Genomic DNA, 26,478 nt, shown 5'->3' with positions numbered 1-26,478 from the left:
AGGCTAAAGGATGAAAAAAATCGTTATACCCGCCTGGATTTAGTTGTATATACTGCAACCTTCTCCTATCAAAGACGCTGCGCGAACAGAGTTCATCCTTTATTCTTCAGTTAGCGATCAAAACGACGGGATAATTGTTGAAGACGCTTGCGGTCTAAGGGATTTGGCAATATGTAGTACAAGGCAACGATGATAAAAACTAATTTTGCTAATGTGAGACTGACAAAAGATACGGCGATAGCAAATAAATAAGCTAGGGGTGCAATTAAGTTACGACGGTGAACAAAAGCAATAAAGTTTTTATCCTCTTGAGTCTCATCTAAGAGGCGATAAGTTGAAGCATACCACCACATTACATCCATAGCTATGCCAGCCATGACTAAAGTTGAAGCGTAGGCAATGATTGCAATTCGTTGATTAGGATACTCGCTGAGTAAAGCTGTGGGGAAAGGCATCGAAGCAACACATAGCAAAAAGAGAATATTTAGCCATAACAAGACTCTATCATGGCGTTTGATGTGCATAAATGTGTTGTGATGACTGATCCAATAAATGCCTAAGACAATAAAACTGATGATATGAGCAATAATTTTTGGTAACAAATGCATCAGTGCATGAGGCAGTTCTTTATCTATCAAATCTGGTTCGATATGGGGAACTTTAATCTCTAGCACTAACAAGGTGATGACAATCGCAAAAACGCCATCACTTAAGGCTATTATGCGCTCATTTCCATGAAAAGCCGCCCCTGGTTTTTCATTTTTAACAGTGTTGTCTTCGTTAGACATTAGTAGCGATCTCCTGAATCCTCTTCCTAATTTTGTGTCAGTATGGCATACATAATGTAGGAAAAGTATAAATTATTAAAGTTCTACGCAAAACTGTGAAACTCTGATGATTGCCTCAACCAAATTAGAGTGGCGGAGGATTGTCTTCATCTGTAAAACCTTGGCTAATTTCCACAATATTGCCATCTGGATCGGCTACCCAAACAGTACGCCAGCCAGGAATATAATCATCAAAATTGAGAGGGCCAAGGGTAATTTTGGCATCGCCTCCCATTTCTGCAAGTTTGCCATCTACGCTATCAACTTTAAAAGCTAATTGACGTACTCCTGGGTATTGCGGCCCGTCATTAATTGGTGGTGGTACGGGAGATTCTTCTTTGGCTTTAAATAGTTCCAAATAAAAGGCACTATCTGCCATTTTAATAAAAACTATCTGGTCGCCATCAGGGAGTTTTGCGACTCTAGCGCGCTTAAAGCCAAAATATTTGCTGTAAAATTTTTCAGTGGCGATCGGATCTTTACAAGTAAGTGCAACCTGAGAAAAAATTTGTAAACCCATAACTGGTTTTATCCTTAATTTTTCTTAACGTTCTGCTAGAATTTCAATGATTTTTTTGGCAAATAAGTGAGCATGACCGCCACTACGCCCTGTGACTAAATCACCATCAACAACGACATCTTCGTTGGTATAGATAGCGCCCATATTTACTACATCACCATGCAGGTTGTTATGACAAGTTACGGGGCGACCCTTGACTAATTCTGGTACGGGAGATACTAACCACATACCATGACAAATAATTCCCTTGAGAATATTTTTGTCTGCGAATGCTCTTTTAAGAAACTCACAGGCGGGAGGAAGTTGAGTCACATCTTCTGTGTATCGCAAGCGGTCAGAAACCATTGCTGATGGCACTATGATTGCCGCATAGGTTTTAAGTTCTTCATCATCTATAGTTTCAAAACTTTTGTGACACTCAAAGGGTGCATGATATTCATGTCCTTTGAAAGTTAGATATGATTGACCCCAAAGGCGACTGAGAAAATGCAATTCTGCACCTTCTTCGGGAAAGCGGTAATTGTAATACCAAATCTCATGTTCGTAAAAGTCGCTTTCAATTAGGATACCAATCTTTTTTCCTTTGAGTTTCATAATTTTGGCTTAACCTTCAGGATCTATTTGAGCAACTATTTTTCCTCTGACATGGCGACCAGCAAGACGCACTAATGCTTGAGGAATTTCTTCTAGAGAAATTACTTCTTGGAGGATAGGATTAATTTGATGTTGGGTAACTAATTTCGCTAACTCTCTACCAATTTCTGCTAGTTCTGCTTGGGATTTCAGATCACCTAATAAATAAGCCATTCCTAAAGCAATATCGTGCACAGAAATGGCTTTGCCAAAGGATTGTAAATGGCTGAAATCAGGTAATCCTGCTACACAGGCAATACTGCCACCAAAAGCTAGCAAATCTAGTCCAGAGGTGGCATTAGCTGAACTGACCGTATCAATTATCGCATCAACGCCTCGTCCTTGGGTAATTTCCCTGACTCTAGCGCTAACATCCTCACTGTTGTAATCAATGACTTCACTACCGCCTAGTTGACGTACCCATTCTTTGTTACGACTAGAACAGGTAGAAATTACCTTGAGTCCGGCGAGGGCCGCTAATTGCACAGCAAAGCCTCCCACCCCTCCCGCACCTCCATGAATCAGGATGGTTTGGTCTGGTTGGATATGTAATTTGCGATAAAGAACTTGGTAGGCGGTAAACCCGGCACAAGGTAAAGCCGCAGCCGCAGTAAAAGAGAGATGATTGGGTAAAGCTGCAATAGTATGGGCGGTGGTAATGGCCCATTGGGCGAACCCACCTGGCTTAGAGAAATTGCCGTGATAATAAATGCGATCGCCTATTTCCCAACCTGTGACATTGGCACCAATAGCATCTATAGTACCAGCCACGTCTAGACCAGGAATAAAGGGATAATTCCAACTAGGAAATCCCCGCCCCATAAATTGATAATCTGCTGGATTTAAGCCGACAGCCTTGACTTTAACTCTAACTTCTCCCTCTGCGGGTTGGGGCTGAGGTACTTGGGCAAGGCGGAGGGTTTCTGGAGAACCTGGTCGGTCGAGAATCAGTGCTTTCATTAACTCTGCTTGCACCTCAGCTACCCTTTTGATTAGTAGACAATTCAGTTACCGCTATCCTCAAGTTCTGGGAAATAATGTTTTTCTTTCTTCTCTACAATTTCTCGGTCTGACTTTACGGAAAGTCTGGTTTTTATTTATATGTCCAGTATTGGTTTATAACTCCAATAGGCTGTAGAACCTAGGAAAATCAATAAAATTGAAGTTAAACAACTACAATACCAACTCTTTCTAAGGCGCGAATCAGGGTGCGTTTGATGTTGACCTCCATCAGATGGGCACGATATTCTGCAGAAGCATAGCGATCGCCTAATATAGAATCCACACTTGCTTTTGCCAATGTAGAGGCTGCTGCTATATTTTCTGCTGTGGGTGCTTTACCCTCTATAGCAGCCTCGACTGCAGTTAGTCTGACAGCATAAGGGGTTGCACCAGTCACTGCCACATGGCATTTGCCGACTATACCATTGTTGATTTCACCAACAGCGACGGCAATCCCACAAAGAGTATAGCCAGTTGCAGGATGCTTAAAACTTTGGTAAGCACTACCTTTAGTAGAAGCATCAGTTGGTAAATTAATTGCTGTGACAATTTCTTTTAACTGCCAATTATTTTGAAAAGCTTTAGCAATCAATGGTGCTGCTTCAATCTCATGGCTACCTTCTGTATCAAGAGTATTGAAAGTTGCCTCTAGTGCTAAAGCTACTGCTGTGAAATCACAAGCTAGATCGCGATAGGCAAAAACATCACCAATTGTTTGCCAGTTACGGATTTGAGCGTCTCCAATGTTGTTAATAGCCTCAAACAGCACTGGATAATTCTCCTGAACTTCGCGGGATGCTGCTACTTGAGCATAAGTAGTCATGGCATTAATTTGGAGGATATTACCTGGTTGATGGTTAATTCCTCGCAAACTGCGAATTTTACCTAAATCTACCAGATGGGAAGGAGAAATACTACCCCGCTTCATTTCTGCAATCAGGCTGTGACTACCAGCTAAAATCAAAGCCTCGGCGTTATCTTTCAAGAACTTTACTGCAGCTTCCAGGCTTTCTGGCGCTACATAGTCAAATTGAACGGGAAGCATATTAATTTTTACTCTTGATTATGGCTGTTTAAACATCAGGGCTGAACTAAATGATTTTGATACCGATAAATTTCCCCATCTATGTACTGGGTAATTATTTTATCAGGTGTCTGCTAATATTTGTTTTTAGTTCTGATAAGAATTTAATAGAAATTATGCGGTTTCTCGAGTTAATATTTCTAGCTAGAAAACCTTAAGATTTTCTATATTTTTAATATTTCGTATGCGAATAAATCATTTTTACATTCAGATCTCAAAATTCTCAATTTAAGATTTTATGCTACTTCATTTATCAAACATTTAACTTTTAGTTAATCAGCTTAAATCACGGCTTGGTACTTTTCCATGACCCCGGCTAGCTATACACCTATAGATAACTAAAAGGATATAAATCAATATTCTCTTGCCATCTAGCGATTTTTTGAATTACTTTAAAGATTCATAACTGTATTTGAATATAACTTTTCTAAATTTGAGAATAGAAAGTAGAGCAGAAAGGTTTTCTTACTCCTGCTGTATTATTTATCACAGTTGAAAACGAAAGTCACGCCCAGAAAAAGCATAACTATGTCATAGGTGCTGAGGATTCTATTGCTGCTTTCAGCGTTTTCCATCCCAAGGTTGCACATTTAACTCGCAAAGGAAAGTTAGATACTCCTTTAAGAAGATTGAGCTTTTGTAATTCTCTGGGAAATTCAGTTTCTCCTTGCATCATGCTATGAAAAGATTCGATCATCTTGAGGGCTTCGCTAATGCTTTTCCCTTGAACATAACCAGCCATTAAATCAGCTGACGCGATGGAGATAGCACAACCTTCACCTTGGAATTTAATCTCCTCAATAGTGTCGCTAGCTTGATTGAGTTTTAAAGTTAGTTCGATATTGTCGCCACAATAGGGGTTAGAACACTTGTGATAGCGATGAACTGGGATTGTTGTACCCCTATACCTAGGTTTTTTAGAGCGTTCCTGAATTACTTGCTCGAAAGTGTGTCGCTGATTATCCGGAGAGGCCATTGCCCTTTGGGAACTCATTTCACTTTTAAGGATCTAGTAATTAGATGAGACGAGTGTAATATAACACTATTCATTCCCAGTGAATGTAAATTTTTCAATCATTGCTAGCGAAATTCTAGCATCTTGATATTTTGCCTGATATGAATAGCTTTCAGCTAGCAAAATTGGACTCTAGCTGACTTATGGAATGCCAGTATTGCAATTAATTTTCCTCTAATAGATGAGGTTGTTAATATAAATTATTACATTTATGAATAGCCAAATAGTTATTAAGTGATTTACAAAGTTAAACCAAAAATGCCTTTTTAGACCCTCTAAAAAGTGTTGTTATAGATATAAATCTAGCCCGCATAAGCGGGCTAAAAAATTAACTCAAATTTACAATCAAGTTTGAGATTAGCCAAATACAAATTTAGTGCTTTCGGCTTGTAGTTGAGCTTGGGTAATCCCCAGGAATGTGGCAACACTAGTACCTTTGACACCTAGAATAGCGTTGCTTTGAGCATCTTGGCTAAAGGTAAGGTCAGCTTTTTGATAACCGCCAATTCCTACGACATCTGCGCCTAGTATAAAATCAGTGATGGTGTTCGCAGCATTTGGGATTTCCGCATTCACCACCCAGAATTGATCGGTACCAACACCACCAGTCAGGATGTTATTACCGCCACTCTGAACATAGAAAATGTCGTTACCCTCACCACCCAAAGCGCGATCGCCTGCACCCAGGAAGAAGGTATCATCGCCAACGCCACCTGAAATGCGGTTACCGCCTTGACCATCGGTAGCATCAAAGGTGTCGTTACCGGAACCACCAAACACGCGATCGCTCTTGCTGACATAGATAATATCGTCATTGCTACCAGCAAAAATGCGGTTGCGCCCAATTTGCGAAGTAGTAACATCTATTTCGTCATTACCTGCGCCGGTGAAAACTATTTCCCGGTTACCCTTAAATTCTGATTGTCCTGCAATTAAGGTATCTGCGTTAGGAGTACCAAAATTTTGCTTTTGTGGGTTAGCAATAAAGTCTGATGAATCAAGCTGAACTCCACCCTTAACTACAGCCAAGACTTTTTGAGTATCAGTTACCTTGATTTCGACATTCCCATTAGTAGGAGTAATGGTTAACTGATCAAAAGACAAATCATCTAAGAGTTTGATTTTGTCTTGATCTTTTTCAAAGTCATTAATGGTATCAGTGCCATCATTTCCAGCAAATACAAAAGTATCTTTACCAGGATTTCCCCAGATATTATCGTTACCTAAACCACCTGCGATCGTATCATCGCCTTCACCACCATATATGGTGTCATCTCCAGCTTTACCATTAATTGTGTCATTGCTTTGATATCCAGAGATGATATCTTCAATGTCACTACCATCGATAGTGTCTTTGGTTGTTGTACCCCAATAAATATTGGTTAGTTTGCCATTATAATTTCTTGTCCAAGTCCCACCTTGACGGGATGAATAACCGAAGGCGTTATACTGCTCGAAGAAGCTAACTGTATCAATCTTGGCGACTTGTTGACCTGTAGCTTGATCGACTTCATGTTTAATGTGGAAGTTGTAAGCAAACGGCCCATCTGTGAGAATCCCGGTACTATTATTCCTATACAAGAACCGTCCAAAGATGGCGACATTATCGGGGTCTGCGGAGTCAGGAACAATTTTTTCAATATAAAAATTAGTAGCTGGTGCTTGATCTGGCCAGCGTGTTCCTAGAACATCAACTACTTGGAAGAGATTGAAAATAAAACCTTGAGCGCCATCAATCCCAGTCCATTCTTTTGTAGTTGGTGTAATGCGATAGCGTTCAGCAGAAAATGCATCGTCTGATGTATAGGTGTTATTTTCTCCTTGAATAACTATGTAACGAGAGTTTTGAGTAAAATTCTCTTTAATGTACTTAAAGATGTCACCAGTAAAGAAAGATTGGAAGAAACCAAGTACTAGAGATTTATTCTCATTTGCGTCCCCAATCACATTATCTGGTGTGGTTACACCGATTTGAAAATCTGGTCTAATTTCTTGGAACTTATCTGCTGTCAACTGAACAGCAGTGACATTTTTAACAATAGCTAAAGTGGGTAAATTTGAACCAGTCAGTTTAATTTCTGCACCATTAACACCATCAGAAATAGTTAATTTACTGTAGGTTAATGTTCCCCCTAGACCGATTTTGTCACCCTCAGCAATAGAAAAGTCGGTAATTGTAGAAGTTGTAGGTTCAGATGTCAAATCAAATAGATCATCAAGAATAAATGTATCTCTTCCAGAACCACCTGTGAGGGTATTGATTCCTGTATTACCATTGATCAAATCATTACCTGAACCACCATCTATCACATCATTTCCACTACCCCCATAAAACTCATCATCACCCTCCAAACCAATTAAGGTGTCGTTACCTTGTAAGCCATATAGTTGGTCGTTGGGATAGTTGGGGTCGTAGTACTTTGTCTTATCTGCAAAGCCTGTGAGGAGGTCATCCTTACCAGTACCCCATTGAATATAAAGTGGCAAAAATAGTCGTTCATCTATTTTGCCTTGTTGAAAGGGGTTATTGTTAACAGGATTGCCATTTTCATCAATCAGATAGCCCTTGGGATCGTATTGACGACCAAATAATGGATGCTGTACATAGTCATTTGGGTTTAATTCAGGAACCGTCGGAAAACGAAAATCTTCTGAATTTGGCCCAGTTTTAATTATTGGTGTGACCTGCAAACCATATTGTTCTCTAAAGGTTCCACCTTCACGCATAGATGCGGCTAAAGTATGAGGATCTGTCCAAAAGTGATAGGTTTTAATTTTTCCTTCTAAACCATCTTCAAACTCAATATCAATACGGAAAGGTGACCTAGCAGTATTTCCGGTAAACTTGTTGCGGAATTCAAATTCCCCATATACTGCCAAATTATCATCATTGGCAATTATTCCATAGGGATATGGTGAAGTTTTACCCTTAGCAGCAGCATATTCATCTGTGTTGGTGATAAAGGAAACTATTTCAAAGTTATTGAAAAAGTCTTTGTAAAAATCAACTACTCCATCCGGCCCAACAAAGTTGTCACTAAATGGAATCAAGTCACGAGTTTCATGAGCTACAGATGCATCTGTGTAAGCATTGGTGTCTTGCTGAGTAGTTTCTGTTGTATAACCACCAACTCTAGGAACGACTTTGACATCGTAAAGGTTAAATATCCCTTTGGATGGGTCAGAAGTGAGAAAGTTAAGTCCTTTAAGTGGTAAACCACCTTTGGAATCTGAATATTTTGTGGGAGTTTTAGAAATGAGACTTTCCGGGCCTGTTTCATCTCCTCTCCCTAACCTTTCTTCACCTCCACGGATAAAGATAAATCGCCCATTGTTAGTAAAGAAATTAGCCGCTTTTTCTGATATAGTGCCGTCTTTTTGCGCTTTAAAGAAATTTTCTAATAGCTGTATATGCTTTTGTTCTTCTAAGCTATATCCGGTCATATTAATAAATAAACTCCGTCTAGTGTGTTGTGTGTACTGTCTTGGTAAACACCATGAATTACAGAGATTTTCAAAGCGAAAAAACCCATGAAAGCTTTATCCCAAAGTTTCCTAGTGCTGTTGCATCATTAAAAAGTAAATATCTGGAATAAATTTGAGATTGTATTGGGGGTTATATAGACTACAGACCGAATGTGCTGTATTTCTGAAATCTACCAGAATAAATTTATCGAAAGCCTGAACCCTGATTGTTAAAGGATTCTTTTACTGGTAACTTCTTGACCGTGGGATTTTACTGTGTTATTTTGTGCATCTGAACCTCGTAATTTGTGCTAAAAAGCAGCAGTAAAAATACAAAATAAAGACTGTTAACGCCAATTCTCGCCAATTAGACAACACATTCAAACCCCAAAACTTAGATGGTTTCGAGGTTTATTAATGGGAAATTTTGAATTGGCGTAACTCACCATTATTTAAATTATCAACATCTAAAAATAGATTTATGCAATCAGTACTGAAAAAAAATCATGCTGTTTTGCAACTGTTCTAACTCCAGTCATCACATTGAATCTATAGAAGACGTGGAGAGAGTTTTAGTATTGATATTTTTCTGAATAGCTAAATAGTTAATTACTTGCAAGGTATTTAATTAAGCAACGCTTTATATATACTTTCAATAGCCTATTAATACACGTAGAAAAAATAAAAGCCCGTACAAGCGGGCTTAAAAATTAAATCAAATTCACAATTGAATTTGTAATAATAGCAAACTCACAAATTTGAGATTAGGCAAACACGAATTTAGCGCTTTCGGTTTGTAGTTGAGCTTGGGTAATCCCCAAGAATGTGGCAACATTAGTACCACTGACAGCGAGAATGGCGTTGCTTTGAGCATCTTGGGTAAAGGTGAGGTCAGTTTTTTGATAGCCGTTAATTTTCACGATATCTGTGCCTAGTACAAAATCAGTGATGGTGTTAGGAGCAGTTGGGATTTCCGCATTCACCAGCCAGAACTCATCGGCACCAGCACCACCAGTCAGGATGTTATTACCGTATATCAGAGTCTTGTCTTTATCGCCGATCTGAATAAATATGTCATTACCTTCACCACCCAGCGCGCGATCGCCTGCACGCAGGAAGAATGTATCATCGCCAACGCCACCAGAGATGCGGTTACCACCTTGACCATCAGTAGCGTCGAAGGTGTCATTACCTGAACCACCAAACACGCGATCGTTCTTGCCTACATATATCTCATCGCCACCACTACCACCAAAGAGGCGGTTACGCCCAGTTTTGGAAGTACTGAGATCGACTTTGTCATCACCTGCGCCAGTGAACACGACGTTGGCGTTACCATCAAAATTATTTAATCCAGCAAAAAGATCATCTGCATTTGGTGTGCCAATCTTGAGACTGGCGATAAAGTCAGATGCATCAAGCTGCACTGATCCCTTAACTACAGCTAAGACTTCGTTAGTCGCAGTTACTTTGATTTCTACATTCCCGCTAGTGGGAGTAATGGTTAACTGACTAAAATTCAGGTCTTTGAGCAGTTTAATTTTGTCAGCACCTTTTTCAAAGTCATTAATTGTGTCAGTTCCTTGACCCGCAGCTAAAAGAAAAGTATCTTGTCCGCCACCACCGATCAAGGTGTCATTACCTTTTCCACCATTGATGGTATCATCACCCTGATAGCCATAGATTTGGTCTTTGCGATCGCCACCAGTAATTTCATCTTCGCCTGTGGTACCAAAGGTAAAATCAACGGTTTGATCTGCACTTAAATTAGCAGTCCAAGTACCACTTTTACGAGCAGCGATACTATAAGAATAGGCATCTTCATAGAAATGGATAAAATCTACTTTGCCACTGGTGGGGTTGACGTGAAAGTCGTAGGCAAAGGGCACATCATGAACGTTTTTGGTATTTTTATCGCGATATTCAAACCGTCCAAATAAGGCTAAATCTGGCCCATTTTGGAAAACATCATCAATCAAAAACTTAGTGACTGAATCTGTTAAGTCGTTAGCTTCACCAAGACTATTGATAAATGCTTGGGCACCTGCAATTCCTTGCCATTCTTGAGTGGGAGGGGTGATGCCAAAACGCTCGTGAGAGAAAGATACAGAGTAACCGTTGATATCAGAATTGTATTCTTCAAAATAGGAGTTCTGGCTTTCAATGATGATGTATTTAACATCACTGGCGAAATTATTAGCAATGTAGTCTATTATGGTGCCGTTGCCAAAAGCGTTAAAGAAGCCAAGAACTGTTTGGCGATAACCTGCTTCTGCTTGTGTAGTAAAGTTTGCTGGGTCAGCATTGTCGGTTGGGTAACCGCGAAAAGCCGGAAATTCCTGTAAAACAGTAGATTTAGTCTGAGGGCCAGCTTCAATAAAGTCATCTGTTGTAATTTGGCTAGCGTTAATGTTCTTCAGAAGTGCTAGCTTTTCACCTGTGCTATTGAGACTAATCGCTGTATCAGCACCCTGTTGCTCAATTTTGAGCATACTAAAGGTGATTTTAGGCGCTAATTCAGTGACATTTATTCCATCTGTCGAATCTAAAAGGGCTGGCGCTCCTACCAACTTATCTGCGCCATCGGCAAAGTCGGTAACTGTCAAGAATCCTTCGTCACCAGGTTTAGCAACTTTGGCATCGGAGTACAACACGAAGAAATCATTACCAGCACCCCCAGTAGCAGTATCAAAACCAATACCACCCCAGAGAATATCATTACCATCGCCACCGTTGAGAATATCGTTACCACTACCACCGTTGAGGTAGTCATCACCGATACCACCAGTTATAGTGTCATTGCCTTGGTAACCATAAATGACATCTCTGAGTTGACTAGGGTTACTGTCACCATTTAAAGCTTCACTGGCTCTAGTACCCCAGCGAATATTGACGGGATGGATTGCTCCTAGAGGACTGCTAGCATTTTGCTCCCATAGGTTGACACCATACTGTCCTTGCCAAGTGCCACCTTCACGGGAGCCGGCTGCGTAAGCAAAAGAGTTATCGTAATAATGATATAGCTGTATCTTGCCATCATTACTCATCGTAATGTTGATGGCAAAAGGAGTACTAACAAAGTTACCTGTACGCGAGTGAACGTACCGCAGGTAGCCGTAAACTGCGACTTTATTACCATCGGCAATATATTTTAGGTCATTGAATTGGAAAAACTTGCTATTAAAGTCAAAGTCAGCTTCCAACGCAGCGATAAAATTCTTAACACCTGCTGGGCCGATGTATTCTGTGGTCTCTGGAACCAGAGCATTGCGCTCGTGAGAGAATCGATCATCAGCATAAGCATTGGTATCATTGAGATTTTTTTGTGGTGTCTCTCCACCGGGAATAGCTAGTTGAAATACGACTTGATTGTTTGCGTCTAAGCCATCGTATAGTTCTTTACCACCACGGACGATGATAAATCTGCCATCGGATGTGACATTGCTATCAATGTATTGATTAAGCGCTGTGGCATTTTTCTGGCGAAAAGACGCGAAAAAGCCTTTAACTACATTGATATTGTTTTGTTCTTGGGTAGTGTAAGCCATATTATCCTCTTTGTTGAGTATTTATGATATTTGACAATCCAAAAAGTTACTACTTCTCCAGTATTGTTTCTACAAAATCATCATTAAATAAAGTTCTGTGATTGCATTATGCATGGCAATTATTAAAAATCACCATGCTAATTTTTTAATTGATTTTTAGTACTTTATCTACTAAATAGTAGTTTTTCAAAATTTTTAGCTCTGAGCAATTTATTCTCTAAAACTCAACCTCAAGTAACGAAAATATTGCTAAAAATTTTTAATTTTATAATAGGTTTTAACTAAGCTTGTAAAACCTATTATTGCCAGGAAGCAGGAAAAATCAAAAATATAAATAGCATTCTTTCTATTACTTTGGAATTGTTTAGACGCTCTCTATACATTACCAAGCCGCAAATAGCATACTATGTACTAAAACCAAATTTTTGCAGTCATGAATCTGGTACAGCTTTGCGCCTGTGCTTTAAGTTAGGACATTTAGTTGCACAGGTTAATTTAGATACACATTACAGGAACTTCACCTTTTCTTGTGATGATGTTCCGAAAAATTGGCAATATCTCAATACCTTCAACTAGTGTTTTACCCTCTAAAACAGCAGCTAAAAAAATAGCTGATGCTTGGATAATTGCTCGCTTTTAGCTTGATATTTGATACCTTCAATAGTTCTAGTAATGTAATTGAGTTACCTTGTCGGATAGATGCTGTCAATACAGTCAGAATTATAACATTTATGATACCTATGAACGCTATAGAATTTTCTCTCTATGACAAGGTGTCTGAGATATTTATTGAAGAGCTTGCTAGCAATTGGTTTGGTGATGATATTGAATAATAATTTACCTGAGTGGTGCCATAATAATATTGATGACCTAGTAATTACTGAGACAGGTATAATCTAACTGAGATATACTGCTGAGTTTATGTAAATTTAAGCATAAAAACTGATTAGTTTGGTAGCTTCTATATCTAATTACATCACCAGGGCGGCAAGATGCCAACCCCAGAAAAGTTGCATTTTATAAAGTATAAAAACTCATTAACTTTCAGTATTATCACTATTATCAATATAAAGCAAATCTAAAAACGCTGCACAGAAATCGAGTCAAACCTAAAAAAGATGAGGATTCTGGCGATTCACGCTCATGCGGCGATCAATTTTAACCTTATTAAAACTTTATATAAGTGCTTACGCTGATGTTACAGTAAATAATATTACTAAATTAATATTTTCCTATGCAGTTATCTATTGGCGATCGCAGCCTGTGAGAGTTAGGCAATTCCAACTAAAAAAATATTCCATCGCTCTGTTTAAGACGGTCATTTGTCTCTTGTCTAATGTAAATACAAATGACGAATGACTAATGATGAAGGCATACCTTCATGGGTAGTTATGTAATTTAGATGTGTTTTAGCTGATTTCACCATTCAACAGAGAATGGCAAAGACGCGATCGCAAAGAGGGCGCAAAAATTTATTTACCATAACTATCAAAGACCGTTACTACAAAGTGAGAGACTATATAGTTGGTTAATTACGAGTTATTTTTCTTTACTATTCAGACATCCTAGACTACTGTATGATTTGACAAAGGTAGATCTTGCAACTTATAAGGATGTCTGGAAGGTCTGAAGAGAAGATAATTCAATGCTAAGTGATAGCGACGGTAATAGCCGCCCAAAAGACTAGTAAATAATACTTCTCAGGTATCCTATTAAAGACTCATGAGTTGGTGCTTGTGAATTCTGTGGCGAAGACTTAAAAACAGGTGTGAGAATTCCATGTTGAATAATTTAACTCATTGGCAAGCTAAACTTGCTGCATTAAAAGCTGTATGGATTGCTTTGCTGCTCTCTTCGGGCGTGATAGCCAACCCTCTACAAGTATTAGCTCAGGCTGAGGGTGATGCAGTAAATAATATTAAATCAGAGAATACTAGTACAGTAGAACAGCCACTGACTACTCCTCAGCAAACTGTAGTCGATCAAAATCCTTTAAATCACTTAGATCCGTCAACCAATAACTCTAGTTTGGCTGAGAACAAACAGGAATTGCGATCGCCTCTGACAATATCCGATCTCACTCCATCAACTGGGTTAAGTCAATTTAGCTCGAATGCTGCTGACCTCAGCTTAACGCCAGGTGAAGAGAATACTAATAATGATATGGAGCAAGTCAACTCCGTATCGCAGTTACGGGATGTGTCACCTGGAGATTGGGCCTTTACAGCTTTGCAAAGCTTGGTGGAACGTTACGGGTGTATCGCGGGTTATCCAAGTGGGACTTTTTTGGGTAACCGTGCCATGACTCGCTATGAATTTGCGGCGGGTTTGAATGCTTGTTTAGAACGAGTACAAGAGTTAATTTCCACAGCTACCTCCGATTTAGTTAAAAAAGAAGACCTGGGAACTCTACAAAAGTTACAAGAAGAGTTTACGGCTGAACTAGCAACCCTACGGGGACGTGTAGATGGGTTAGAAGCAAGAACCGCTAAACTGGAAAACCAACAATTTTCTACCACTACCAAACTATTTGGTTTTGCTTGGATGAACTTAGCAGCCGGATTTTCTGGAGGTGGTATACAGAAGGAGACTGGGAACCGGGTAGTTAGAGGAAGTAGCGATCGCGAAATTGTCAGAGTTGACGACCCCAATGCTACCCTTACAGGCTTAGTCTGGCTGGACTTTGTCACTTCTTTCACAGGTAAAGATAGCCTAGTACTACAACTAGCAATGGGTACTAGCACTGCATTTCCCGGCCCCTTAGCTAATTCTTATGCTTCTGCTGGCTTAGATTATTCATACGCTGATTTTACTACTGGCCCTGGGGCAGTCATCCCGACTGAGGTCACGATTCGAGAACTTTACTACCAATTTCCCGTCTCCAATAACCTTCAACTCGTAGTAGGGCCCAGGTTTAACTTCTTCCGCTTCCTAGAAGGAAACCAATTTTCCTTTGCTTTCACCCAAGGGCCACCAATCTTTAACTACATTACATTTAACTCTGCTAACAGTACCTTAGTAAACGCCATTGACCGTGGTGCTGGTGCTGTAGCAATGTGGGATATTAATAAAAACTTTCTGCTCAAACTGGCTTATCTCAGTGAGACAGATGAATATTTACCTAGTCCACCATTTAACTCAGCTAGCAACCCGTTTCAGGGTTTATTTGGCGGGACTAACACCCTGACAGCAGAACTAACTGTTAGACCCAGTAATACGTCTAATATCAGATTTCTCTACACCCGTACAAATATTGAAGGCTATCGGTTCAATCGAGATGGTGTGAGACAACTAGGGTATGGACTCACAGAACCTTTTTATGGCGTAGCTGATGACGGTTTTGGTGGCGATCTCAATAATGGGACTGCAGACACCTTTGGTATTAACGCTGATTGGCGAATTACCCCGAAATTTGGCATTTTTGGCCGTTATACTTACGGTAGTACCGCTATTCGTCCAGTTAACCCCAGTATCCCCAGAGGAGAAATCAACACTCAGTCATTCCAGTTTGGTATGGCTTTCCCAGACTTAGGAAAACCAGGTGCAATGGGACAGCTTTCTTTCCTCATGCCAATGGATATTTTATCGGGTCGCCAGTACCTAGTATCTGGAGGCGGTAATGGTGGTACTTGGTATGAGGTTGAGGGCAGTTATTTCTTACCAATATCAAGCAATATCGCCCTCGTCCCCTCTTTTTCTGTGGTGATGAATGCAAATAACTTCGATAACAACCCGACTATTTTTGTGGGTAATTTAAGGACGCAGTTTAATTTTTAATTGGTCAAGGGGGAAGGGGGAAGGGTCAAGGGTCAAAGGTTGATAGATTCTTTGCAATTACCCATTACCCATTATCCATTACCCCTTCCCCATTCCCCACTATCGGTAGCAATATCTGAAACTTGGTATCTCCTGGTTGAGAGTGGAGGTGGATTTGGCCGTGATGCTTATCAGCTATGAGACTATGCACGATGTCCAAACCTAAACCGCTACCTTTACCAACTCCTTTTGTAGTGAAAAATGGTTCAAAAATTCGGGTCTGAATTTCTGGGGGAATACCAGGCCCGTTATCGGCTATTTCTACAATCACATAATTATCTTTTTGATAAGTACGTATCCAGATTTTGCCTTTACCTTCTAACGCATCAATAGCATTATCCAGAAGATTTGTCCAAACTTGGTTGAGTTCGCTGCCATAAGTATTGATAAGTGGTAAATTTTGGCTGTACTCTCGCGTAACAGCAATACCTCCCTTGAGCTTATGACCAAGCATTGTTAAAGTATTTTCAATGCCTTGATGTACATCTACTTGATGTTGTAAAAGCGGATTAATATGAGCATAGGATTTGATTGATTGCACCAATTCGGAAATCCTGGCTGTACTTTGTTCAATTTCCCCAATTAGTCCCAGAGTAGTTAAATTTGCGCCTAACCAATGCACAACATCGCTGATGGCGACATCTGGGATTTGATCGGCTAAAGCATCTAATTTTTCAGCATCTAATCCAGCATCAACTAAAGTTGAGGTAATTTCCCAAGCTTGATTTACCTGATGGTCTTCTAGCCAATCTGTAATTTCATCTTCGCGATCGCTTTGGCTAATTAAATCTAGTTTATGGGACACACGGTTATCTTGCTGTAACTGAGCTAAAAAATCTAGTTGTGCTGGGGTAAAGGAATATTGATGGAGACGCAGCGCTAAAGTTTGCGATTCTTGAAACCTTTTCCGTAACTCCTCAGCTACCCTAGCGCCAGCAGCAGCAGGATTTTTCAACTCATGGGCCAATCCGGCGGAGAGTTTACCTAATGATGCTAATTGTTCCTGCTGTTGTAACTGCGATTCTACAGCTTTGGTTCTGGCGGCGAAAGTAGAAAGCACAACATCAGCCAATGGTGGAAAAGTGGCAATAATTTGCTTAAAAGTCTTCAGTTCCAGCTTTAATACCCGACTAGGCTGAGTTGCATAGCCAGTCGCAAAGGAATCAGCTTCCGTTAATATAGACAATTCACCAATAAACTCACCTCGCTGATGCTTGGCGAGTAACTTTTCTTGTCCCCCCACCTGCTTAGTTACTTGAATTTCTCCATCTAAAACCACATGGAAATCGTAACTATGTTCGCCTTCTTTAAATAGATATTCACCTACATTTAAATCAATCTCAGTCCCATAGTCTTGAAGATGCTGCAACACTTCATCTGATAACTGGGGAAACAGTGCGATCGCATTGGGTTCTTGCAGCATAGAAAATACCTTATAGAAATTAATTTATAGTTTGGGGATGGGGGATGGGTAATGAGTAATGAGTAATGAGTAATGAGTAATGAGTAATGAGTAATGAGTAATGAGTAATGAGTAATGAGTAATAGGAATTTTCTCCTTGTCCCCAGTCCCCAGTCCCCAATCCCCAGTCCCCAATCCCCAGTCCCCAGTCCCCAATCCCCCATCAATCCGTCAACACAACTGGTAGACGAACTTGAAAACAAGTGTTACCAGGACAGGAGGTAAATCGGACATCTCCTTTATGTTTCCCAACTACAGTGCGGTAAACGATATCTAAGCCTAATCCTTTACCTTCACCTACGCCTTTGGTGGTGAAAAAGGGTTCAAAAATGCGCGATTGGATTTCTGGCGCGATTCCTGTGCCATTATCGATAATTTCTATTAAAACTTGCTCATTTTCGCACTTTGTATGTATACGAAGCTGACCTTGACCCTTAACTGCATCAATTGCATTATCAATCAGGTTAGTCCAGACTTGGTTTAATTCGCTACCATAGGCGCTGATTCTGGGTAAATTGCCATACTCTCTAATTACGGCTACTCCATCCTTGAGTTTATGATGCATCATCTTTAAGGTGCTTTCAATACCGTCATGGACATTCACCTCTTGTAAGGGTGCTTGATCCATGTAAGAGTAGTCTTGCAGAGCTTTGACTAGCTCATATACGCGGGATGAACCTTCATCTAGTTCGGAGAGTAAGTTTAATCCGCTCAAGCTAGCTTCTAGCCAAGCCAAAATATCCCCTAAAGACTCCGCTGGGACTTGCTGCGTAATTTTACTGAGGTCATTGGCATCTAAGCCAACTGCAACTAAGGTAGGCGCGAGTTTCCAACCATCACTGACACCATTGTCATCTAACCAATCAACCAGTTCATCTTCGCGATCGCATCTTGAAAGGGGAGACAATTGAGTAGTTTGCTGCTGCTTGGCAATTACTTCTTGCTGCAAACCACCCAAATATTCTATTTGCGGTTGTGTGAATTGTCTTTGACTCAGTTGCAACACTAGCGAGGGTAACTGTTGAAATAGCTTTTGCAATTCCCCAGTCCCCCGCCTAACTGCGGCCATCGGGTTATTCATTTCATGAGAAAGTCCCGCCGCCATTGTCCCTAAAGCCGCGAGTTTTTCTCGCTGCTGAGACATAGATTGTAACTCTTGTACCCGCTGCGCCATTGTTTGCAGAATCAAGGTGGTGACAGCCGGCATGGTGGCTAGCATTTGCCAGAATTTATCTTTGTCCAATTCTAGGATGTGGCAAGGCTGCACAGCTTTGCCACCCGCCCAATAGTGAGTTTCCCCAGTTAAAATGGGCAATTCCCCAAAGAAAGTTTTTGGCCCATAAGTAACTAAGACAATTTCTTGATTGCCTACCTTCTGGGTAACTTGTACCTCACCATCAATCATAATAAAGACTTGTTCGGCAGGATCGCCCGCAGAACGGTGGATATCACCAGGTTGTAGCCATATTTCTTTTCCTTGTTCGCACAGCCACCGCAATTGCTCATCACTTAAGCTGGCAAACAATTCCACTTGGCGTAATTCTTCTATGTCCAGCATTACAACACCTTAGCAAGATACTGGTGGACAAAACTAACACATATCGAGCCTTCACCCACTCCAGAAGCTACGCGCTTCACAGAACCATGATGTACGTCACCTACAGCAAAAATTCCCGGTACGCTGGTTTCGAGTAAGTAAGGATCTCTATCTACATTCCAGCCTTTGGGACGTTTGCCATCTTTGATTAAATCTGGGCCAGTCAGGATAAAGCCACGTTCATCCCGTTCGACAATTCCATCTAACCAATCGGTATGGGGAACAGCACCGATGAAGATAAACAGAGAGTTAGCCGGGACGGTTTCTTGTTCACCAGTCACATTGTTGAGAATAGTTAAGGCTTCTAAACTTTCTTCACCTTTGACCTCAACGACGCTGGAATTGAGTTGCACGATGATATTTTCTGTAGCGCCAATTTGATCGACGAGGTATTGTGACATCCCTTTACCCAGATCGTCACCACGTACTAACATATGTACTTGCTGGGCATACTTGCTGAAATGCATCGCTGCTTGTCCGGCGGAGTTAGCACCACCCACAATGTAGACTTTTTCGTTACTACATTCCATTGCTTCGGTCATGGCTGCACCATAATAAACGCCCCGACCTGTGAGTTTTTCGATTCCGGGGACATTTAACCGCCGCCAAGAAACACCCATCGCCAAAATTAAGGCATGACAAGCGATTTCTGAACCATCTTTGAGCAATGCATAACGATAGTTACCGTTGGTACGAATTCCTGCCACTTCTTGGGGTGTGAGAATTTCCACACCAAAGCGTTTGGCTTGGGTAACACCGCGTCTGGCTAAATCTGCACCACTTAAACCAATGGGGAAACCGAGGTAGTTTTCAATCCGCGAACTAGTTCCCGCTTGTCCGCCAGGGGCTTCGCGTTCAATCATCACTGTTCGCAGCCCTTCAGAAGCGCCATAGACTGCGGCTGCTAACCCAGCAGGCCCGCCACCAACAATTGCTAAGTCGTAGAATGGCTGTTTAGCTTGGGTTTGCAATCCCACCTTGGCGGCAATTTCAATATTGCTGGGTTTTACTAAACGCTCGCCATCTGGCAAAATCACCAAAGGTAATTCGGCGTTATCTACACCACTATAGTTAACTAACTCTTGGGCTTCCTGGTCTCGTTCAATATCTAACCATTGATAAGGAACGTGATTACGAGCAAGGAAATCTTTGATTTTATGGGAATTAGGCGACCAACGATGACCAATTACGCGAGTTCCCTCAAAAGGTGGGCGATAAGAAGCGAACCAATCATCTAGCAAATCGTTGAGGATAGGATACAACCGCTCTTCTGGTGGGTCCCAAGGCTTAGTTAGGTAGTAATTAATACTTGTCTTATTAATAGCCGCGATCGCGGCATCGGTATCTGCATAAGCAGTGAGCAAGGCGCGTTTCGCTTCGGGGAAGATAGCAATTGCTTGTTCGAGAAACTCTACCCCAGTCATTTGGGGCATTCGCTGGTCAGCCAGAAATAGTGCTACTGTTTCATTACGTAATTTTAATTCTTTGATGGCCTCTAGTGCTGCTGCGCCTGAATCTGCACGTAAGATCCGGAAGCGATCGCCATATTCCTTCCGCAAATCCCGCGCGATCGCTTGTAAAACCTGAGGATCGTCATCCACGGTCAGAATCATTGGTTTAGCCATAAAGTTTACCTATGTTGTTATGTCTTTACTTATTATTAATTGCCGTGGGTTTTAATTTATAAAATTGGGGTTGGGGAATGGGTAATTGGTAATTGGTAATTGGTAATGGAAATTTCCCCCACATCTCCCTCATCTTCCCAATCCCCAGTCCCCAGTCCCCAGTCCCCAGTCCCCAATCACCTACACCCCATTCATCGCCCGCCAAACCTTCTCTGGTGTCAAAGGCATATTTAGATGCTTGACTCCGAGAGGACTAAGAGCATCGCAAACAGCATTCACTATTGCAGGTGCTACGGGTGGATTGCTGACATCCCCAGCGCCTTTGGCTCCTAAAGGATTATGGGGGGTGGGGGTGACGGTACGCGCCAGTTCAAAATGGGGTAAATCGGAAGGTTTGGCGATCGCATAACTGGTGAGGTCGTCTGTGAGGATTTTGCCAGACTCATCATAAACAGCTTCTTCAAATAAGGCTTGGCTAATCCCTAGATAAATATTGCCGTGGGTTTGACCATCAACAATCATCGGATTGCCCACATTGCCAAAATCATTGACTGCGACGTAGCGCACTACTTCAACTTCACCAGTTTCTTGATCGACTTCCACGACGGCGATATGAGTACCAAAGGGATAGCTAAAATCTGGTGGATCGAAGAAGGTAATGACTTCTAATCCTGGTTCCATTCCTGGTGGTAAATCCCAAGCATACCAAAGAGCCAAAGCTATATCCTGTATAGTCTTGACTTGATCTGGTTGATTTTTAGGATAGAATTTACCGTCCTCAACAATAATCTCATCCTCTGGAACTTTGAAGATATGAGCTGCCATTTTCCGGGCTTTTTCGTTAATCTTTTGGGCAGCTTTATAGATTGTCGCACCTTCAACGCTAAAGCTACGGGAACCATAACTACCTTGAGCGTAAATAGCTCCTCTGGTATCGGAATGTATTACCTCAATACGTTCAATATCAATCCCTAGTTCTTGGGCAGCAACTTGAGAGAAAGTGGTTACATGACCTTGACCGTGGGGCTGACTACCTGTAATTAAACTTACATCACCTGTAGGATGTACACGCAGGTGAACGCTACCCCAGGTACTACCATTGAGACCAATATCTGTAGCCATAATTGGCGAAGGGCCTACACCAGATATGGCGACAAAGGAACCAATTCCGACACCTAAATATTTACCTCGCGCCTTGGCTTGTTCTTTGAGTTGGGGAATATTTTTGTAATCCACCATTTCTAAAGCTTTATCAAGGGCGACTTGATAATTACCAGAGTCATAAGTCCAGCCCAAACCGTTCTTGTAAGGGAACTTATCAGGAGGAACCATGTTTTGACGGCGCACTTCGGCTGGATCTAAACCAATTTCATCAGCAAAGAGGTCAACCAAACGCTCAATTACACAGTGGGCTTCTGTCCGTCCTGCACCGCGAATTGGGCCTGTTTGGGTAGTGTTGGTGAATACGCAGTAAACTTCATAAAAAGGATGCTCAATGGCATAAGCCCCTGATATGCTGCGACCTGTCAAACTTGTAGGCGCACCAGGGCCGTTGGTGCCAGAAAATGCGCCGAGGTTGGCGTAGTTGGTGCAATAGAGGGCTGTAATTTTGCCATCTCTGTTACCAGCGAGGGTGGCATACTCTATATGATCATGGGAATGGACGGTGGTACGTGCTAACCCTTGACGAGTATCTACCCACTTAACAGGGCGACCGAGTTCTTTAGCTAAAAATAATGTGATGGCTGTGTCTTGATACAGATATCCTTTAGAACCGTAGCTTCCACCCATGTGGGGAACAATTACCCGCAGTTTGTTGAAGGGAATTCCTAAAACTAATTGTGATAGCAAAAAGCGGTTACCGTGGGGAATTTGGGTATTTGTCCACAGGGTATAGTCTCCAGTTTCGGGATTGTAATCTGCGATCGTGGCGCGGGTTTCGCTAGAATTGGCAATCACCCGGGGAATGCGAATCTTTTGCTTAATGATCACCTCAGCAGATGCGATCGCTTTTTCTGTGGCTTCTTTATCTCCATAACTGGCATACTGATTCAAATTACCAGGTATGTTGTCATATAGTTGCGGTGCATTTGGCTGCAGCGCTTCCTCCGCATCAGTCACAACTGGTAGCGGCTCGTACTCTACCTTAATGCCTTTAAGAGCGTCATATGCTTGTTGACGGGTTTGGGCCACCACCACAGCCACAAAATCGCCAACATAGCGGACTTTATTGATGGCTAAGATAGTTTGACCTGCTGGTATGCCATAGGGATGGGGCGGGAATTTTGCCTCTGCACCGCCAGGATTCATAATCACAGGGAGGGGAAAAATGGCGCTAGTATCGGCTCCTGTAATTACTCGCACCACTCCTGGCATTTTTTCTGCCACACTGGTATCAATGCTCTTAATGAGAGCATGAGCCTCAGTACTGTGCAAAATTGCCATATGTAACATATTTGGCAGAGTAATATCTGCTGTAAATTTGGCTTCCCCGCGCAATAATTCTGGATCTTCCCGCCGTTTAATAGAGGTTCCCAATATTGGTTGAGCCATATTCTCTTTTAGTTAACTCTTCTAAATTAAGGCAATAAAACTATCTTACCTCTTACAGCTTGTGTATCAAGTAAATGATGTGCTTCTCTTGCCTCTGATAAACTCATTGTTTTATCAATTAATGGCTGAATTTTCTTTTCAGCTAACAATTTAAGAAGAGTTGTTAAATCTTCTAAATACCAGCCATGATGTTCTTGTTTAAAAGTAGAAATGGCATAAGTTAAGACTTGTTTATCTTTAGATATTAAATTTAATGCTAAAGACGCACGCCACCAAAAGAATACTTCTTGTAAATCTGGTTCTGCTTGTCCATGCAAAATGAATGAAGCGCCAAAAGTTACTATCCTACCTTGTGGTCGCAAAGTTTGATAAGAACGGAAACAATTTTCTCCCCCAATGGAATCCAGAACCACATCTACACCATCACCAGTGAGACTCTTAATTTTTTCTTCAACATTGCCATTTCTATAGTCAATGGGAGTGGCTCCCAATTCGGTAATTGTTTGATGTTTTCCTGGAGATGCTGTACCATACATCTCCAGCCCTGCTAATTGACCTAACTGTAGAAATGCTGTACCTACACCCCCAGCAGCAGCGTAAAGTAATACTTTTTCACCAGCTTTGACTTCTGCTATGCGGTGCAATATTTGATAAGCTGTGAGGTAATTTAAGATGACAGCTACAGCTTCTATGGGATCAAGTCCATCAGGCATTAATACTAAGTCATTTTCTGATAAATTAATAAACTTTGCATAGCCACCAATCTTAGTTAATGCTGCGACTTTCTGACCTACTTGGAATTTTTTGACTCCATCACCGCATTTGTCAATAATTCCGACAATGTCATATCCCGGAACAAATGGAAAAGAGGGAGGATCTACTGGATACACTCCCTCACGCATTAATATATCTGCACTAGAAACCCCGGTTGCTAAAATCTTAATCCGCACTTGTCCAAGTTTTGGTTCAGAAATATCTTGCTCAACTAACTTTAAATTTTCTGAACCACCTTTAGCTGTCACTAGTACGCATTGATTTTTCATAAATTGTCAATCCCAATACTAAAGCAAAAGTCCCTGATAATTAAGAACAGAATAACTGTTAATTAAGACGGCAATCAAGCGAGATGATGGTCATCTAGTTGCTTCAATTGACACTTTTACGAAACGTATCAAGGTTGACAATTATCTGGAAATCTTTTCTAGTACTAGCTTTGATTGATATTGTCTTGTCTATCTATGATAAGTAATTGTTTTATATCAGCATAAATACTTTCATTTATTTAAATATATGAAAATTTTGGTTTTATATATAACTAATTAGTAATTCATAAAATTTAACAAGATTAATTAATATAAATTAAGTATTTTGTAGTGTGCGTTAGGCGTAAGCTGTAACGCAATACTGCTCGGTTAAGGATTTTCAACTCGGAATTTGGTTTGGGGAAAAGGTGTACCCCTGCGCTTAAGCAAGCTACGCGTAGCGTCTCCGCAGGAGAAAGGGTAAGGGTTAAAGGTGTTTTCTTACCCCTTTTCCCCTTCCCCTTTTGCCCTTAACCGACAAGTATTGAGCCGTAACGCCCGAAAAGTTACTCATTAGTAATTTATAAAATTTAAAATCAATTGTTGGGGAAAAAGAAGAAACTCAATTTGTCAATTTATCTTCTTTTTTAGTTTAATTGAATAGTATATTCCTATAAATTTCACCGTCGCAATAGCTTCAAGGCAATTTCTCTACCATAGTTACGTGATATTTGTACCCAAAGCTTAGTTAAGGACTCTATTAAAGGAGCAGTATTTAATAGTCCTGCATCCACTACATCAAAACCAAGTTCTTCCCCCAGTTGGGTAACTATAGCTTTAGCTTTTGGGTCATCACCACAAATAAAAGTGCTAGCATCCTCAGAGCCAAACTTTAAATTAGTGAGATTGTTTGCACCCAAAGTACTGAATGCTTTTATTACTTTAGCTCCAGGGAGTGCCCTAGCAATATCCTCAGCTGCTGAACCAGTAGTATCAGGAGGCGGGGGTATCATGCGATTAGTGCTGTCGATAAGAATTTTATCGCTCATCAGCCCTTGAATTTCTTGTAAAACTGCTGGCACATTTTGCCAATGTACAGCTAGTAACACCACTTCTCCAAAAGAGACAGCTTCTTGTAAACTACCTGTGCGAACGCTAGACCCTAACTCATTTAATAAAGCTTTTACCTTATCACTGTGAGGTTCTCGCACAGCAAAAAAAATCTCATGTCCCTTTGCTGCCCAGATTTTACCCAGATTACCGCCAATATTACCTGCACCGAGAATTCCGATTTTCATGATTGACTATTAACTATGTTGAGGATTGTTCGACTTGCAGCACAATTTTTCCCCGAGTCCCGCCATTCTCAATCAATTCGTGCGCTTGACGAGCTGCAGCCAGAGGTAATACTTTACCAACAACAGTTTTAATTTTGCCGCTATCTAACAGGGCTGCGATTTCTGTTAATTGCGAAGCGTTAGGCTGCATCACCAATCCCACCGCACGAACGCCTTTTTCTAGAGCAGTGGCTTGAGAGGGAGGAAGAGAGGAAATTAATGAAACCAAAATACCATTAGGTTTAATAACTCCCCAAGAACGTTCCCGCGTATCGCCACCGATTGTATCTAAAACCAGATCTACATTGCTGACGACATCTTCAAATTTGGTAGTTTTGTAATCTATCACCTCATCAGCGCCTAATTCTTTGACAAACTCCAAGTTATTAGCTGATGCTGTGCCGATGACTTTGGCTCCTTTTAACTTAGCCAACTGTACAGCAAATATCCCCACACCACCCGATGCTGCATGAATGAGTACGGTTTGCCCTGGTGATACTCCCGCGACATCAAATAAAGCTTGCCATGCTGTCATAGCGACCACGGGAATACATGCGGCTTGAACATAGTCGAGGGTTTTTGGTTTTGCGGCTAACTTTTGCGGTTGCGCGATCGCATATTCGCCGTAAGCACCAGAACGGCTCACTTCTGCAACTCCATAAACCTCTTGACCTAAATGAAAGTTTTGCACTGCTGACCCGATCGCCGCAACTTTACCGGATACATCCAATCCCAAAATGAAGGGTTTTGGATAATCAAAAATCGCTTTCATGCGACCTTCACGGATTTTACAATCTAGGGGATTTACTCCAGCAGCATGAACCTCTACTAAAACTTCTTCCGAACCAATTCCAGGAAGAGGTGCATCTTCATAAACAAGTACCTCTGGTTTGCCGTAGGCATGAGTGCGTACTGCTTTCATAGATTTTCCTAAATCTTCATCGCTAGCGGAAAATCACGCCACTGGCGTGA

17 protein-coding genes are annotated in these 26,478 nt (G+C 41.2%); 2 read left to right on the top strand and 15 right to left on the bottom strand.

Going from position 1 to position 26,478, the window contains the following annotated elements; genetic code table 11:
• Window positions 1–110: 110 nt before the first annotated feature.
• The 8 genes from AACU25_RS06510 to AACU25_RS06475 all read right to left on the bottom strand — a co-directional run bounded on the left by AACU25_RS06510 (window position 111) and on the right by AACU25_RS06475 (window position 12,094).
• Complete coding sequence (locus AACU25_RS06510; RefSeq protein WP_096574434.1) at window positions 111–788, bottom strand: TMEM175 family protein; 678 nt, start codon at window positions 786–788, stop codon at window positions 111–113.
• A gap of 124 nt (window positions 789–912) precedes the next feature.
• On the bottom strand, window positions 913–1,347 hold the full coding sequence (locus tag AACU25_RS06505; RefSeq protein WP_096574433.1) for a VOC family protein: 435 nt from the start codon (window positions 1,345–1,347) through the stop codon (window positions 913–915).
• 24 nt (window positions 1,348–1,371) lie between these two features.
• A complete protein-coding gene (locus tag AACU25_RS06500; RefSeq protein WP_096574432.1) occupies window positions 1,372–1,941 on the bottom strand; it encodes a DJ-1/PfpI family protein in 570 nt (189 codons plus the stop codon).
• 9 nt (window positions 1,942–1,950) lie between these two features.
• Window positions 1,951–2,940, bottom strand: a complete 990-nt coding sequence (locus AACU25_RS06495) for a zinc-binding dehydrogenase (protein ID WP_096574431.1) — start codon at window positions 2,938–2,940, stop codon at window positions 1,951–1,953.
• A gap of 205 nt (window positions 2,941–3,145) precedes the next feature.
• The gene (locus AACU25_RS06490) at window positions 3,146–4,027 is read right to left on the bottom strand and encodes an FAD binding domain-containing protein (protein ID WP_096574430.1); all 882 of its coding nucleotides are present in this window, start codon (window positions 4,025–4,027) and stop codon (window positions 3,146–3,148) included.
• A gap of 565 nt (window positions 4,028–4,592) precedes the next feature.
• Window positions 4,593–5,060: a Fe-S cluster assembly sulfur transfer protein SufU gene (gene sufU / locus AACU25_RS06485; protein ID WP_321206791.1), complete on the bottom strand. Its 468-nt coding sequence runs from the start codon at window positions 5,058–5,060 to the stop codon at window positions 4,593–4,595.
• A 378-nt stretch (window positions 5,061–5,438) separates the two neighbouring features.
• Entirely contained in the window at window positions 5,439–8,525 is a 3,087-nt protein-coding gene (locus AACU25_RS06480) for a calcium-binding protein (protein ID WP_096574428.1), read from the bottom strand.
• A 785-nt stretch (window positions 8,526–9,310) separates the two neighbouring features.
• Entirely contained in the window at window positions 9,311–12,094 is a 2,784-nt protein-coding gene (locus tag AACU25_RS06475; RefSeq protein ID WP_096574427.1) for a hypothetical protein, read from the bottom strand.
• Window positions 12,095–13,237: 1,143 nt separating this feature from the next.
• Here AACU25_RS06475 and AACU25_RS06470 point away from each other — a divergent pair.
• A complete protein-coding gene (locus AACU25_RS06470; RefSeq protein ID WP_190445868.1) occupies window positions 13,238–13,453 on the top strand; it encodes a hypothetical protein in 216 nt (71 codons plus the stop codon).
• Between the two features lie 420 nt (window positions 13,454–13,873).
• A complete protein-coding gene (locus AACU25_RS06465) occupies window positions 13,874–15,871 on the top strand; it encodes an iron uptake porin (protein WP_096574426.1) in 1,998 nt (665 codons plus the stop codon).
• A 64-nt stretch (window positions 15,872–15,935) separates the two neighbouring features.
• On the opposite strand, the gene AACU25_RS06460 is transcribed toward AACU25_RS06465, so the two are convergent.
• The 7 genes from AACU25_RS06460 to AACU25_RS06430 all read right to left on the bottom strand — a co-directional run bounded on the left by AACU25_RS06460 (window position 15,936) and on the right by AACU25_RS06430 (window position 26,428).
• The gene (locus tag AACU25_RS06460) at window positions 15,936–17,333 is read right to left on the bottom strand and encodes an ATP-binding protein (protein ID WP_096574425.1); all 1,398 of its coding nucleotides are present in this window, start codon (window positions 17,331–17,333) and stop codon (window positions 15,936–15,938) included.
• A 202-nt stretch (window positions 17,334–17,535) separates the two neighbouring features.
• A complete protein-coding gene (locus tag AACU25_RS06455) occupies window positions 17,536–18,930 on the bottom strand; it encodes an ATP-binding protein (protein ID WP_096574424.1) in 1,395 nt (464 codons plus the stop codon).
• Complete coding sequence (locus tag AACU25_RS06450) at window positions 18,930–20,594, bottom strand: FAD-dependent oxidoreductase (RefSeq protein WP_096574423.1); 1,665 nt, start codon at window positions 20,592–20,594, stop codon at window positions 18,930–18,932. Before AACU25_RS06450 ends, AACU25_RS06455 begins: the two co-directional genes overlap by 1 nt.
• A 180-nt stretch (window positions 20,595–20,774) precedes the next feature.
• Window positions 20,775–23,147, bottom strand: coding sequence for a xanthine dehydrogenase family protein molybdopterin-binding subunit (locus AACU25_RS06445; RefSeq protein ID WP_096574422.1), 2,373 nt, complete (start codon window positions 23,145–23,147; stop codon window positions 20,775–20,777).
• 26 nt (window positions 23,148–23,173) lie between these two features.
• A complete protein-coding gene (locus AACU25_RS06440; protein ID WP_096574421.1) occupies window positions 23,174–24,190 on the bottom strand; it encodes a medium chain dehydrogenase/reductase family protein in 1,017 nt (338 codons plus the stop codon).
• A 659-nt stretch (window positions 24,191–24,849) separates the two neighbouring features.
• Entirely contained in the window at window positions 24,850–25,467 is a 618-nt protein-coding gene (locus tag AACU25_RS06435) for an NADPH-dependent F420 reductase (RefSeq protein WP_096574420.1), read from the bottom strand.
• 13 nt (window positions 25,468–25,480) lie between these two features.
• Window positions 25,481–26,428, bottom strand: a complete 948-nt coding sequence (locus AACU25_RS06430; protein WP_096574419.1) for an NADP-dependent oxidoreductase — start codon at window positions 26,426–26,428, stop codon at window positions 25,481–25,483.
• Between the last annotated feature and the right edge of the window lie 50 nt (window positions 26,429–26,478).

Origin of the sequence: Tolypothrix tenuis PCC 7101, from assembly GCF_963874875.1 — a bacterium.
Taxonomy (GTDB): domain Bacteria; phylum Cyanobacteriota; class Cyanobacteriia; order Cyanobacteriales; family Nostocaceae; genus Aulosira; species Aulosira tenue.
The sequence above is the reverse complement of the archived record's forward strand: the minus strand, read 5'-3'. Positions and strand labels throughout refer to the sequence as shown.